Raw genomic sequence first — 13,512 nt, 5'->3', positions numbered from 1 at the left:
TGCTTCAAAAAATCGTCTGATAAAAAATCCTCTGCTTTCATTATTCTGTGTAAAGTTTAAAAGTAAAAAAATCGGAGCTCTTACGAACTCCGATTTTCTATGTTTACACAGTTTTTGTTATAGTGTCCATTTTCTATAAATACAAAATCCGTTTCCTTTCTATTACAATTAGTCATTCTATTCAGGCAATTTAGTCCAATTAGGATAGTCAATTAAATGGACTAACTCTTCGATTACAATGCGAAGGTCTTCCTTAACATCTTCTAATTCTGACTTGCGGGCAACAAATCTTCTATTGTGAGCACTTAGATCTCCCTTCTTCTTTATTTTAGCTAGTCCTTGCTTGGCGTTCCTACTAATATTCCACGAGCTTTCATTGAGTGTACGATCTATTAGATCACTTAAGTAATAGAAGTTCCCATCTGTACCTTTTATATTCTGTGAAATTTTATGTCTTTCAAATGCCTCAATTATTAATACTTCCAGCAACTTACGCGTCATTACATTGCACGCATCATAGAAACCTTGATCGAAACATCCAGAAGCTTGTTCACCAATCCATTTTAAATAGCTCCTTGAATTATCTAGTATTTCCAAAGGAAAGTAGCTATTAGTAGGTGTATGCTTCTTTTTATGACCTAATTCATTTTCAATCTCAATTTGTCTAGTTCTTTCGAGATGATATTGTCCTTTTTGGAGAATAAAAATTGGCTTTCTTGACTTGTTTTTTTTACTGCGAGACGATAAATAAGCGGGGATGTTGGAATATCTAGGAATTTTCAACTCATCAAAGCATTCACCAACCTTTTTACTTATTGTTCCATCTTGTCTTTTTATAATTGTTACAAAATATACAAAGTAATCTATCTTACCACTTGAGGAAAGATCATCAAATCCAGAAATCTTCGTGATAAAATCATTTAAGTTCATTAGTCCATGTTTTGACTTTATTCCTACCCTTTGGAGCGAGAGTAATATTAGTTTTATCTGAAGTTATTATGTAGCCAGTGGCTGAACTTGTGTTACGAAGACTCTGAGTGAATTGAACTGGAGATGGTTGATCCAAATATTCGTAACATGTATAAATATGTTCCGGTGTGATGTTTTGAATATCAAGAACTTCGCTTAAATAGTATACAAAAATCAAGTGCTTTTCGTCATAGTTTTTGCATTGAAATTTCTGATAGAATGAGGCTAATGACTCCTTTCCTTTAGGAGACAAATCCAAATCATTTATCCTTTTTAAATTACTTTTTCCGTTACTTTTACCTCCTCTTCGAGCAGTACCTGTCTGTTTTTCCTCTGTCACATTCGATGTTTGCTTACTACTTTTTTTCACCTTGGGAGGGCTTCCCATCTTTCTATTCAGAATCTCTTTTGCTTTTTCAATCCCAAGCTCTAAAAGTGAAAATTGATCGCCGAAGGGATTTAAAAAACCTTGCCTAACGGTACGTGTAATATACGTAGTTAAATCACGCACACTCTCTTTGGTTTTTCTATTTGTCTCAGCATATTTTGCAGTAATGTCAGATCTGGTGAATTCAGCCTCTCCGTAGTTCGACGCATAAAATGCATATACAACTACCCACTCAACCTCCGAAGCTGGTAAATTTTTCATGGTAACTGCTTTCAACGAAGGATATTCATTATTTGTAACATGCTCCCTTTTCTCACTTGTTGGAATTTCACTTGCTTTGCTCTCTGATTCTTCTACTTCTATAGCATATTCTGTATTTCCATTAGTAAAGTTTTGACCGTTATTATCAGTTAATTTATTTAATTCAGAAACCGTGACATCAGATCCTATTTTTTTATAACGCGTCGCATCACTGAGAATTGATGCTAAATCCTTTCCCACTTCATTACTAAACGTTGCTTCAATTGTACGTTCTGTTTTGGTTTCATGCATCCGAAATGAATTTACTTCGGCTTCCTTCTTTGATGAGTTTACTGGAGATCCACATTCAATACATCCTTTTGCATTGAATATTAGTAATTCGTTACAATTTTTGCAACGAAATTGGGTGAGGCAAAAACCACAATAAAATCCTTTGTTCGGCAGAGTTTTATTGCAGCTATGGCAAGTGATTGCATCTGAATTTTGATAGTTATCCATATATACGTGTATCTATTATTAGAAAGGGTGAAATATCCAACAAAATGTAAAATTTATCTGTTATAGCTGGGGTTCAATAAAGAATAGGTATAGAAAACAATGTTCAAATATAGGAATTTTCGATAAGGTTAAAAATACTGCTGAATGACTAATAATTTAAAATTTTTTTTATAAATAAAATTATTAATAAATGACTTTAACTTGACAGCTAATTCGCTTATTGCATTTTTTGTCTTTAGATACATTTATTGAGTACATACACAGGCATAATTTGCAGGATGTATTTTCTAAAACATACAATAAGTCACCTCGTACTTTGGGCAAAGATTAAATACAATCACAGAAAATCGCGAAGATGAAATAAGAGCTTACTTTCACTAATGAGGAAATTGATCATTTTCTTTCCTGAACCACTGAGAAAAAGTAATCAACGTTTTCTATCATTTAATTGCATTAATTACCTTTTATAAAAAGTAGACTTAAATTACCAATATAGATTTTTAAACCAAATGAAATATCCATTATTCCTTACTAACGAACAAGTTAAGCAACTAGAATTTGAATTACTATCGGACGATTTCTACATTAATCTAACACGTCAATTATTGCACTGGACAGAAGATGTATCTGACCATGAATCAATAATAACTCGGAAAAATCGGCTGATAAATCTATCAAGACTGATGACGGGAAAACCTATTTACCGTCTTGAATCTGATGATATGGGCGGCTATGAACCGGCTGAATTTGCTTGGCATGACAGTAATTTTTTTCTGATTCTCCGGGAACTCAATATTGTTCAATTTATTGAATATGCTTGTGAATTAATAGGGAATGGAATTCTGAAAATGACTTATGTCAATTTGATGCTGCAAGAGGATGGAGCCTCCTTTAAATTTACCCATCCTCGGGGTGGAAAATTATCTATCGAAGTCTTGACTATTGAAGAAATAGAATCAACTCCTACATCAGGCCATCCAAACATCCGCTTACTTGTAAACCGTATGGATCATTCTCTCGCACAAGAAGATTATGCCAGTGTTTTACATGCAAGTGCCTCTATTTTTGAGACAATGGCAAAGGACATTGTTAGAAGTCCTGCCGTACAAAATCAAACATTGGGTAGCTTTTTTCTAAAGTATAAACAAGAGTCAGCATTACCAGAAGAAGTACTTAACTACATCCTTGATATTTACAAAAGTCGAAACACAGAACCATTAGCCGGTCATGGGAGTACCACTGAACCTAAAATCACTAGAGAACAAGCTATAATATTGACAGAAATCACTAAAGCTTTTGTAAGAATTGAATACACTTTACAGCGATTGACCAAAGCATTACTTTAATACAAGTATCCTTTTGCAGTGTGCTTGCCATTCGAAGCAATTCTTAATCTAATGCCCAAATTGAAACATTTTATGCTTAAAGATTACAATCTCATATGGTAGTAATATTCTCACTCCATCTCCTAAAGCACAGGATAAACTTGCTTCATAAATCCCAACTGGATTTTTCAAGGGTTAATAAACGTAAATGAAAAATTTACACAAACTGATCTATAGCATCAAATCGTTGTTATTTTATGAGTGAAAATTGGCTTTCAGGAGCGATTCAGTATGTAACAGTTTAAGTTAGCATGGAAAGCTAAATGAAGATTGCTTGCTACCAAAGGCTTGTCCCGCTTCTGACAGGAGCCAGTAGGTGAAAGAATAGTATATCGCCGCAAGATTATCTTTACTATTAGAACTTACTACCCCTGCTTTTTACCAGTAAGCATATTCATATCCACCTCCAGCGCCTCCGCTAACTTTATAAGAGTCGTAAGCGTAGGGTTAGTTTCCCCAGCCTCCAATCTCCCCACAGAGCTATGGGAAATCTCCGCCTTGTAAGCGAACTCACGGGTGCTGAGTTTCTTTGCTATCCGTAGTTTCTGCAGGCGTGCGCCAAACTCAATCAGGAATTTATCGTCGGAAGTGGCCATAATGCTGAAAATTCCGACACTTCGTCTAAAATAATGTACCCAAGTATGGGTACGGTTAGTTATTTCCCCTATATTGCATACAGTATTAATTGTCTTCTTGTATAAACAAGCACTTTAAAACCACCTACCATGTCGAACCATTGTTACACCCTGCCACAAGCCGTTGCCGTTCTGAATCTGATCGGTGATATAATCCAAACCCGGATTTGTATTGAATTGGGCTGGGAAGAAGCCACCCTTGAATTTTACATGAGGCATCCTGAGATGCTTACCAGGGAAGATCGGGAAAGGATTAACCTGATTATTAAAAACCACCTGGCTAACCTTGCCCAGCATCCGCCTCAGATCTCCGGCCGAAAGCCGCACCCTGTCCATATCACCCGTTTGATAAAATCAGAAACCGGACAGCCTACAATTCGAAACGCCGCATTTCCCCAGTAATTTTCCGGATCACTCTCTCCGGCAGACGCTGCAAGTGAAGTTGCTCCTGCCAAAGCACTTCCACGGATTGAACCTCTTCAATAATGCCCTTCGGGCTTTTGATCGTAAATTCCTCTGCGATTCTGATAAGGTCGTTCAAATCAATATCTGTTCTTTTGCCATTGATAGAAAGTGCACGGCTGCTGCGCGTCACATTAAGCATTGGGTTGAGCGAATAGGTTACGTCATATGCAGGAGAAAGCCTCCACAGGTCTTGCTGATCGTCATAAATAAAAGAATGGTTTTTCAGATGATCATCTGTATTTGCATAGACAACGTTAAATACCATTCTCCGATACAGTTGCTCAATGTCACGATGCGGTAGTTTAAGGTGCAGTGCCAGCTTAAAAAGATTTTCATATCTGGAATTGACAGGTGAACCGGAGTATGCCCAACCGGTTATACCAGAAGCTGTAAGGATGTGCTGCTTCCTACCGTCCTGCCTATCGAACCGCTTGGTGGCGAAATGCCTGTTATCGATCATATGGGAATCCATCATATCGATCCCGGCTTGTTGCGCAGTAAGGTAGTACGCATACTCCAGAGCCTCCACGCTATAAGCAGGATTTTCTTCTAAAGATAGTTTCACCAGGTAATGGTTGTATGCATCAGAATATTCCAGATCGCCGGGAATGATCTGACCCGTTTCCTTATGCTCAGAGATCAGGATCTTGGGCCGGGCCCCACCTGCTGATGTTCCTATCTTAAAAACATTGAGCAGGGAAGCGGTATTTAATCCATCTTCTTTTACATCTCCTTTAAACGACAACACTTTCTCCAATACACCTATAATCTCATCAAGATTGATAGTTGCATTTTTGGGAATAATCTTACCCGGAAAGTATTCGAGAGCCCCCATTCCCCGGTTGGAAACATAAGCCAACTGTTCAATTACGCTGATCTGATGATAGTCCTTATCATTGGCATCCAACCATGCCCTGAAGATGGTGTTACCGAAAGAGTCTGGCAACGAATCTGCGATCATAGGCGGTAAGCCACGGAAGTGCTCATTATCAAACTTCCGGAACACCTGTACCTGGGGTATGCGTTTAATAATATTGGGGAAGATGTTTACGTACTTACCGCTTTGCAGAAAATTGGGATTGTACTGAAAAGAGGAAGTACGTTGATCCTCATCGTAACCGACCCTTCCGATTTCTTCACCAAATGCGTTGATGGTAATAATGTCGTTCTTGGCCATAACTTAGTATAAAGAGGAAACGTTCTTATCAGCAATACTGTCTCTTATGAAGTCATCGAATTTCTCCAAAAGATCAAAGTGTTGCAAGACCTTCAGGAAAGTATCCAATGTAGCATTCTTTGCCCCCTCAACATTCTTGATTGTATTACGGGACATGTTCAGCTGCTCCGCTAATTGATCTTGGGAAATACCTTCCACCACTCTCAGGGTCTTACTAAGCTCGGCAATATGGCTTTTTACCTTGTAAACGGTTAAATCGTTAAATTCCATAATTAGCCTATTATAATGGGCAAATTTAACGATTTTATACGAAAAAGCACATTATAATAGGCCAAAATATTATTAGTATATAAGCGTGATGAGCAAAAAAGCAGTCTTCTGTCTTATTTACAAAAACCCCTTCACCAACTCCTGCGGCACCCCCGTAATCATACAAAATTCATCTACCGTCACGAATTCCTCTTTCTCCTTCTCCAGGATCTTACGCAGTTTAAGCATATACTTCCCTGCCGACCGTGGGCTTTTGCCCAAAATGTTCTGAATATCCTTCGTATAAATAACTCCCCTTTCCGGGATCTTTTTAACCATGATTAACTTTTACGTAAAGGCCCCCATTGGCCAAATGCTGTTACTCCTTTGTAAAGGAGCGTTTGCCCGAACGCCGCAGGCAACGCCATCAGCGAAACTGACAGGTCAGGCAAACGCCCGCATCTTTTTACCTTGTAAAAGTTTTAATCATCGTTACGTGAATTTGTTGCCGGTATTTACCCCGGCCGGCTTGTTACTGTCGTTTGTCCGGGCTATCAGGACTAAAGCTTATCAAATTAAACATCTCCCGCATCCGGCTCCTTACCGGTTTGCCATACCGCTTCTCCAGTGTGGGTGCATCCAGGTTAGTGATGACGTGGGTCAGCATCTGCCGCGGACGGGCAAGATCGCCCCGGGATATCAGGATCTCCTCCATTACGTTGCAGCTCTGGCCATAGTGGCTTGTGGGGCTTTCGGAGCCCAGTCCGTCGAAGCAATACACGATGGGGAAACCAGTGTCTTTGTCAAATGCCAGGTCGCCATACTTCGCTATCACCTCGTAGCCGGCCCTGTTAAACTCCATGGCTACCTGCCGGGCATTTACCACCTTCGGTGCAAACGGTCCGCCACTCATAGCGGCGAAAATCTGCATTAGAGACGATTTACCGCAGCCTACCGGCCCGGTCAGCATCAGGCCCTTTCCGAGGGAAATCCCTTCTTCTTTGGCCCTTTGCTCGTCCTGGATGAAGTAAGCTATCATCCTGTGCACCAGCGGCTCATCTATGGGGTGTATCCTGTACCGCTTTCCAAACAACTGCGAACCCTTCTCTTCAATCATCTGCTGATAAACAGCAGCATCAAAGAGGTGCTCCATAGTCCATGGGGGTTTCGGAGTCGTCCTGATTGGGGCGGTTGCGCTTTTTTTTGAAAGGCTTGCGCATCATCCACCTGTCTGCAACGGCTATCCAGTTAATGATCGGAACACCACCTCCCTGCTGCCAGCCGGTTGCTTCGTAGTAGAGGTAGAATTTTGTGGCTTCCTCCTCCGGCTTTCTTCGCTTTGCGAAATATGCCTGCACTTCTTCGGGGGTAGGGGGTAATCCTTTGTTTTTAGTTTTCGCTTTAGTTGTTTTATTAAAGCGTCCTGGTTTAGTGCATGTTTGTTGTTCACTTTCCTGTCCGTTTATGATACCGGTTTCTTTCGGATTACCTGCGGAAAGTGATGTACCAGCATCCTCCACTGAAAGCTTTTTCATCCTAACCATGGCAGAATCCCGCGGATAGTTGGGTGGATGGTACTCTAAATAGCCCCAGTCGTGCAGGTCTTTCAATACCCGGTAGTAACAGTCCCGGGAACCGATCTTACTGGAAGCCATTATATGCAATCGGTTTACAGACATGGTTTCGCAAAACCTGAATGAGTTCCATTGCCGGAACAACGCCAGATACAGGCTGATATGCGTGGGCCGCATCTTGTGGTCCCGATCCGTTAGAAAGAAGAAATAAGTTAAATGAGTAATGAAATTAATGCTCATTCTGAAGCTTAAATTTTGAGGGGTAAAAAATGCCGCTATATGTTCAAGCGGGGTAACACCTCAAAATTAATGCGACTCCATGTCTCATAAATGTGACAAATATCTCACTTATCAAATTCTTTCCTGATCCTGGTCAGATGCTCCCGGCAAATCCCTAAAAAAGAAGCAAGTGCTTTATTAGTCACGTTTTCCGTTTTTGTAAGATGGGGATAATACATCTTTAGCATGCGGTATTTTTTTCTGGCACTCATCCTGATCCACTTGGTGCGTTCAAATGACTGCAGGTAATAGTGTTGGGTGCATTTTAAATCCAGCAACAATACTTCAGGATACTTCTCTGATAACATTTTCAGATCATTTACATGCAGGGATATGCATGTGTACTTCGTCAGTGCGACCAATCGCTCCTTGCTGGACACCTGCTTTAAATAACTCCTGATCGCAATAACAACATCACCCCGTGTCATAAACCAACAGTAATGCTCCTTTCCTTCGTCTTTTTCCAGTGCAGTTACTGTTCCATCCAAAGTAAAATGAACATACTCGCAAACCTCTCCATAATCCAGTACTACTGCATCCTTTTCGTACACATGATACGAACAATACGATGCCACCTCAAGCATCACTTTCTCAGTTAACTTCGAACTGTAAATCCTCAATCCACTATACAGGCCATCGAATGCTTCTCTCTCATAATCTTGTGTAAAGGGATAATTAAATGGAATCTCTTTACCGCGTTTGGGTTTTCTTCTCATATCATTCAGGTTTTTTTATATGGCTTGCGGTCAACTTGGGGCAAAGATATTTGTAGCATACGCTACTGTATACACGAATGTAGAAATTATATTTATTCGATGAACATTTTCAGTTACAACACTGATTTATGCTTTTACAAGTTAGAATGAAGATAAGATCTAGTTAAGGTGAAGATATTAACTAAGGGTATTTAACGGCCATTCATGCACTTAACAAACACTTCACAAGCACTCTGCAAGCACTTATCAAGCACTCCCGATGCACTCAGCATGCAATTTCATGCATAATACAAGCATTCTGCACAAACTTCTATGCGAAGCAAACGACCCAAATCGACCCAAAACGACCCAAATCGGAACATCTGCCCCCTCTGACTTTTTGCAGCAACTGTCCGTGTCTAATTTCGAATCGTAATTACAAACACGCTGATCACGTGAAGCCCAAATGGCACGGCTATGTAAGTGCCTATCACAAAAACTTAAAACAATTTTCAATAATGTCTGACAAACAAACACGCTTACTCCAACTTACCGGAGAAACGCAAAAAATGACCTTCTACAGAAAGAAAAACGGGGAATACGCTTTCAAAAGAAAAGGCGGCATCTCACCCGAAAACTACGCCACCAATCCGTTGTACGAAAGGATGCGGACGGTGAACATGGAGTTTACTACCGCCTGTAGATCGGCCAGCCTCATTAAACGCGCCTTTGCATCCGTGCTTCCCAGACATGCCGTCACCAACGCATACCAGCGGCTGATGACCAAATGCAGGGAAGTCCTCAAAACGGACAGCTCCCATGAAAAGGGATACCGCCAGGTAATCGATGGTGACGCTAATCTGTTCCGGAATTTCGAATTCACGGCAGATGCAAAGTTCAGCAGCGTCCTCTTCGTGCAACCCACCTACTCGTTTGACAGAGCCACCGGCAACGTCACCGTAGGCCTGCCTGCACTGGACCCGGCCATCATGATCCATGCGCCCGCAAAGGCTACGCATTACAGGCTCACCCTCAGCGTTGCCACAGTAGACTTCGCAGTGGAAACCTTCGGGATTTTCTACACCGAATCTACCGACATCGCGCTGAACGCAGGATTGGCGGAAGCACTCACGCTCACGGCGGGCGTCGGGGCAAACACCACCACCGCGGTATTTACGGCGCTGACCATCCAATTCATCACAACAGAAGGAGATGACGCCGTTCTTATAGGCGGCAACAAATTCAACCTGATGAGAATGATCGCGGCGGATTTCCCCGCATGATGGCGGTAATTTCTTCACCTTTAAAAATCTAAGATGACGGAAATTATCACACGCCTCACCGCGCCTACCCCGCCCTTTTTCCAGAAAGTGCGGAACACAGGCATCCTCCTTACGGCAATCGCTTCGGCGGTGCTTTCCCTCCCTGTGGAGGTCCACCTTTGCGTCAGCGATATAGCAGGTGCAATGGCCATCGCAGGAGCCGTAATGGCAGGCATAGGGCAGGCCGCCCAGAAGGATGAATAACCCTCCCGCCGGATTGCCCTGATTCAATAAAGCGCTTTTGAGAATGGCCCCTGAATGTTTTTACGTTTGGGGGCTTTTTGTTGGCATATCTATTCCTGGTAGTCTGGCAGCCATAACATCAAAATAGCTACACTTCCCCCATAGGTTTCTATTCCCAATTACATAAAAACGCTTTCTCGCCCTGGTAAGAGCAACGTTTAGCATATTAGGCTTTTCTGAAGCCCAATCTCTTGCTCCCTGAGAAGCAGGATTACCCCCGAGAACTAAAAATACAACGTCCGCTTCTTTTCCCTGAAATCGGTGAATAGTACCGCACGAAACCTTGGTAACCTGCTTGAAAGCTGATTCACAAGCCTTAGCTACTGATTTAAACGGGGAAATAATAAATATTTCATCTGCATAGCCAATTGTTCTTAATGCTTTAATCTTTTCTTGCAATAAGTCCAGCTCTTCCATCAATACATGCTTGTTGACTGGTGGGTTATTCGCTACAATATTAAACCAGGCCGAATCACCAATATACCCTCCTTCTACAATATCTTTCGTTGCCTTTACCATCTGGCCCGAATATGCAATTTTATTGGCGATACTGAACATAGGGTTTTCACAACGCCGATGCGTCCGCAATGGGAAACCTGTCCATATTGTCTCATCTGATTCTCCTCCTGTTGACATGTAAGTGCCCTTATCAGAAACCCTGTCTGCCAGTATCTGTACAGAGCTGTTGGATGGAGACCATATCTGGTCTATTCCGCCTTGTTGCCTCAGTTTAAATATCAATTTCGGAGGAATGGTAACTACAGGTTCTATTTGTAAGGGGTCGCCAACTATAATGCACCTTTTCGATCGCCAGATGATCCCGGCAGCAGATTGTGGAGTGGCTTGCCCTGCCTCATCCAGCAGTAGCCATCCAATACTTTCCTTTCCCATTGACGAAAATAAACGGCTAACCGAAGCCAGCGTTGTTGAGATGACGGGCACGCAAAGAAATAATGTTCCCCATAAAGTCTGGCTAATTGATTTACTGACCAGCGCCCGGCCTTCGATCATTTCAAAGAAAAGGTTGAGGTTATTCCTGATTTGCTTTGCATTTGAAAGAATACAATATTGATGCAATTCCAGGCTTTTAATAAAAATATTGCTTCGCAGGGTATTGATTATTTCTGATGAATATGGAGTGCTTAATTGTACTTTCTCGATTGGCACATTGTAAAAGTCGCCGTCAATAAAATCCGGAAGGGTTATACCATATAGCTGATGCAATTCCCTTTTTTGGTCACGATACTTCTCAATAGCTATACTTACTTCAGTAAGCTTCTTTTGAATATCTGCTGCCTTTACCTTACTACTCTTCAGCTTTGAGTATATATCATCCAGCTGTCGGGATAATAGTATTCTTTTATCAGTATGTTCACGCAATTGCGCCAAATGATAGTCGTAATCAACTTTCCACTTTCTATAAGCCTTAGTATTAAATAATTTCTGAAAAAAGAAAAATGATGGTTTTTGTTGCTTCACATGGCTCAACACATTTTCTGAAAGGCGGATCAGTTCATCGGTTGCTGATATTTGCTGTTTAAAACTATCTGCTTCATCAGACAAACTTATTATTGCTGCTTGTATGTCATTTAGCTCCCTTTCATATCCTTCTTTCATTCTTTCGTTCTCCAGGCAGATTGGGTATTGCTTATGAACATGGCCAGCTTTTAGTCTGAACACATCAAATTCCTTCACCAGGATTTCCAGTTCATCTCTTACTTCATCAAATTTTTGCTTATATACATATGTTTGATCATTCTCTTTGTTTTTATACACATCCCAGAGTATATCCTGGAAGCCAGGAATACCATTTTCAGTATCTGTCATCCAGAATTTCCATTTGAAATTGCTTTTATTTTGCGAGTTACCAAGTGCTGCACTCAATATACCCCAACTATCTCCTTCGATCAACCGTTGTGCACACTCAGAAAAATAATCTACCTCTTTAAAAGTATCCTTATCGATTTTTTCGGTTGAAGGCAATGTCTTGGTAATATTCTCAACGGCAGCATTATTATTACTGGCCACTACAATCCCATAATCATGCAACAGGTTGGATTTTAAATCAAAATAACCACTAAAACCATTTTCCTTATCAATCTTGTTAAATCGTGAAAAAAGCTCGTCCGGCCCATCCTCCATAAGTTTCATAGCCCTTGCTACCACTATTTCTGCAATAATATCCAGCAATAATGTTGTTTTGCCAGTTCCTGGCGGACCATTTATTCCTTTAATGCCAGTTCCATTCTTCAATCCATCCATTGCTGTACTCACCGCACCTAACTGGGCTGTATACAAACCATGTGCAATATTTGCAGGCCATCGGCCCATTGGCATTACCCCGGGATCAATACTTTGATACAGATAGTCCCTGTTAGCAATCAGGTCTTCACGTTCCTGCTCACTTACTTTCAAGCTAATATAGCGCTGAAACGCCCTGCCATTATCCTCTTCGCGTTGAGGAATGAGCAGGTTCAGGTCATCCAGGTAAAAGCTGTTAAGAAAACTTGTATCTGGCTCTGCATCTTTAGGAACTTCCCTGGCAATGATATAAGCTTCCACAGATGCCTTATTCCATTTACCGGTTAAGCCATTCAAGTATTTTATTTCTTCCTGCAGATGCTGCCAGGTTATTGGAGGGCCCGTGGTTTCGGTTTGCCCTTCAACCGGCACCGGTAAATTGTAACGCAATTCAAAACTACCCTGCGCTTCGTTTAACTTCATCGATACCTCGGATATGGGCGCGTTTTCTTCAAGACAATTTATCCCAAATACAAAAGATGCGGGGACATAACTTTTGTTATCAGGCCGTCCATATTGATCTAATAACAAAGCAGAAAAACAGGCATCTCCGGTTACTGGTTCTTCCCAATCCATTGGAATATCAGTTATCTCCAATAACCCTTCAATTGTATCGATAATATCTCTTTTCCTTATTTTACCAAAAAACAGGGTATAACGCCATACATTGGTTTTAGGATTGTGAAGCGGTCGCTCGCTTTGCCACGGAAAAGGAACATCGGGCTGAAGTAAGTAACAACCTTTATTAAAATCGGGGAGGTTAAATATTTCAACATCCCTCCAAAAAGCCAAAATATCTTGTTGCTTCAATATTTGTAGTTTTTCAGTGAAATCTATGGAGTCAGCAGGCAGGTTTAATAAGGTCTTCAAAGCATAATTGTTTAACCTCCTGTCAGGTAATATAATTCTTTCTTTAGACATGAATGTTAGTACTGCGCGAGCATTCCTGTGACTATCAATTCCATCCCCTTTAGCGATTTTATATGTTAAGCATAATTTTATGACGTATAAGCTAATCTTTACGACACAAATCCACCTTTAGACCATATAATTAGCCTTTAGGCCACAAAA

At 41.0% G+C, this 13,512-nt stretch carries 13 protein-coding genes; 3 read left to right on the top strand and 10 right to left on the bottom strand.

Features of this window, described 5'->3' with window-relative positions; genetic code table 11:
• Window positions 1-177: 177 nt before the first annotated feature.
• Both DEV76_RS07330 and DEV76_RS07325 read right to left on the bottom strand, forming a co-directional pair.
• Window positions 178-930, bottom strand: coding sequence for a hypothetical protein (locus DEV76_RS07330; protein ID WP_109696621.1), 753 nt, complete (start codon window positions 928-930; stop codon window positions 178-180).
• Window positions 917-2,116: a zinc ribbon domain-containing protein gene (locus DEV76_RS07325; RefSeq protein WP_157962762.1), complete on the bottom strand. Its 1,200-nt coding sequence runs from the start codon at window positions 2,114-2,116 to the stop codon at window positions 917-919. The genes DEV76_RS07330 and DEV76_RS07325 overlap by 14 nt, the downstream gene beginning before the upstream one ends.
• 509 nt (window positions 2,117-2,625) lie before the next feature.
• Between DEV76_RS07325 and DEV76_RS07320 the strand changes: the two genes are divergently transcribed.
• A complete protein-coding gene (locus DEV76_RS07320) occupies window positions 2,626-3,462 on the top strand; it encodes a hypothetical protein (protein ID WP_109696617.1) in 837 nt (278 codons plus the stop codon).
• A 404-nt stretch (window positions 3,463-3,866) separates the two neighbouring features.
• Here the strand turns inward: DEV76_RS07320 and DEV76_RS07315 are convergent, their stop codons facing one another.
• The 7 genes from DEV76_RS07315 to DEV76_RS07280 all read right to left on the bottom strand — a co-directional run bounded on the left by DEV76_RS07315 (window position 3,867) and on the right by DEV76_RS07280 (window position 8,596).
• Window positions 3,867-4,097: a helix-turn-helix domain-containing protein gene (locus DEV76_RS07315; RefSeq protein ID WP_109696614.1), complete on the bottom strand. Its 231-nt coding sequence runs from the start codon at window positions 4,095-4,097 to the stop codon at window positions 3,867-3,869.
• A gap of 409 nt (window positions 4,098-4,506) precedes the next feature.
• On the bottom strand, window positions 4,507-5,778 hold the full coding sequence (locus DEV76_RS07305; protein WP_109696608.1) for a type II toxin-antitoxin system HipA family toxin: 1,272 nt from the start codon (window positions 5,776-5,778) through the stop codon (window positions 4,507-4,509).
• Window positions 5,779-5,781: 3 nt separating this feature from the next.
• Window positions 5,782-6,048, bottom strand: coding sequence for a helix-turn-helix domain-containing protein (locus DEV76_RS07300; protein WP_109696606.1), 267 nt, complete (start codon window positions 6,046-6,048; stop codon window positions 5,782-5,784).
• A 117-nt stretch (window positions 6,049-6,165) separates the two neighbouring features.
• Window positions 6,166-6,366 carry a hypothetical protein gene (locus tag DEV76_RS07295; RefSeq protein WP_109696603.1) on the bottom strand — a complete coding sequence of 67 codons (201 nt, stop codon included), beginning with the start codon at window positions 6,364-6,366 and terminating at the stop codon, window positions 6,166-6,168.
• A 193-nt stretch (window positions 6,367-6,559) separates the two neighbouring features.
• Window positions 6,560-7,180, bottom strand: coding sequence for a P-loop NTPase family protein (locus DEV76_RS07290; RefSeq protein WP_157962761.1), 621 nt, complete (start codon window positions 7,178-7,180; stop codon window positions 6,560-6,562).
• Window positions 7,164-7,682, bottom strand: a complete 519-nt coding sequence (locus DEV76_RS07285; protein ID WP_109696599.1) for a hypothetical protein — start codon at window positions 7,680-7,682, stop codon at window positions 7,164-7,166. Before DEV76_RS07285 ends, DEV76_RS07290 begins: the two co-directional genes overlap by 17 nt.
• Before the next feature lie 263 nt (window positions 7,683-7,945).
• Complete coding sequence (locus DEV76_RS07280; RefSeq protein ID WP_109696597.1) at window positions 7,946-8,596, bottom strand: Crp/Fnr family transcriptional regulator; 651 nt, start codon at window positions 8,594-8,596, stop codon at window positions 7,946-7,948.
• Between the two features lie 497 nt (window positions 8,597-9,093).
• Here DEV76_RS07280 and DEV76_RS07275 point away from each other — a divergent pair, with 497 nt between their 5' ends.
• Window positions 9,094-9,858, top strand: a complete 765-nt coding sequence (locus DEV76_RS07275; RefSeq protein ID WP_109696595.1) for a hypothetical protein — start codon at window positions 9,094-9,096, stop codon at window positions 9,856-9,858.
• Window positions 9,859-9,891: 33 nt separating this feature from the next.
• Window positions 9,892-10,101, top strand: a complete 210-nt coding sequence (locus DEV76_RS07270) for a hypothetical protein (RefSeq protein ID WP_109696592.1) — start codon at window positions 9,892-9,894, stop codon at window positions 10,099-10,101.
• Window positions 10,102-10,161: 60 nt separating this feature from the next.
• Here DEV76_RS07270 and DEV76_RS07265 read toward each other — a convergent pair whose 3' ends face one another.
• Window positions 10,162-13,362, bottom strand: a complete 3,201-nt coding sequence (locus DEV76_RS07265; RefSeq protein WP_109696590.1) for a DEAD/DEAH box helicase — start codon at window positions 13,360-13,362, stop codon at window positions 10,162-10,164.
• Window positions 13,363-13,512 lie beyond the last annotated feature (150 nt).

The organism is Chitinophaga deserti (assembly GCF_003149455.1).
Classification (GTDB): Bacteria; Bacteroidota; Bacteroidia; order Chitinophagales; family Chitinophagaceae; genus Chitinophaga; species Chitinophaga deserti.
Note: the sequence above shows the minus strand (reverse complement) of the source record. Positions and strands in the feature narration are given on the sequence as shown.

Bases quoted from the DNA above. Each gene is read 5' to 3' on its own strand.
- DEV76_RS07330 (WP_109696621.1), bottom strand. From the start codon at position 930: ATGAACTTAAATGATTTTATCACGAAGATTTCTGGATTTGATGATCTT.
- DEV76_RS07325 (WP_157962762.1), bottom strand. From the start codon at position 2,116: ATGGATAACTATCAAAATTCAGATGCAATCACTTGCCATAGCTGCAAT.
- DEV76_RS07320 (WP_109696617.1), top strand. From the start codon at position 2,626: ATGAAATATCCATTATTCCTTACTAACGAACAAGTTAAGCAACTAGAA.
- DEV76_RS07315 (WP_109696614.1), bottom strand. From the start codon at position 4,097: ATGGCCACTTCCGACGATAAATTCCTGATTGAGTTTGGCGCACGCCTG.
- DEV76_RS07305 (WP_109696608.1), bottom strand. From the start codon at position 5,778: ATGGCCAAGAACGACATTATTACCATCAACGCATTTGGTGAAGAAATC.
- DEV76_RS07300 (WP_109696606.1), bottom strand. From the start codon at position 6,048: ATGGAATTTAACGATTTAACCGTTTACAAGGTAAAAAGCCATATTGCC.
- DEV76_RS07295 (WP_109696603.1), bottom strand. From the start codon at position 6,366: ATGGTTAAAAAGATCCCGGAAAGGGGAGTTATTTATACGAAGGATATT.
- DEV76_RS07290 (WP_157962761.1), bottom strand. From the start codon at position 7,180: ATGGAGCACCTCTTTGATGCTGCTGTTTATCAGCAGATGATTGAAGAG.
- DEV76_RS07285 (WP_109696599.1), bottom strand. From the start codon at position 7,682: ATGGCTTCCAGTAAGATCGGTTCCCGGGACTGTTACTACCGGGTATTG.
- DEV76_RS07280 (WP_109696597.1), bottom strand. From the start codon at position 8,596: ATGAGAAGAAAACCCAAACGCGGTAAAGAGATTCCATTTAATTATCCC.
- DEV76_RS07275 (WP_109696595.1), top strand. From the start codon at position 9,094: ATGTCTGACAAACAAACACGCTTACTCCAACTTACCGGAGAAACGCAA.
- DEV76_RS07270 (WP_109696592.1), top strand. From the start codon at position 9,892: ATGACGGAAATTATCACACGCCTCACCGCGCCTACCCCGCCCTTTTTC.
- DEV76_RS07265 (WP_109696590.1), bottom strand. From the start codon at position 13,362: ATGTCTAAAGAAAGAATTATATTACCTGACAGGAGGTTAAACAATTAT.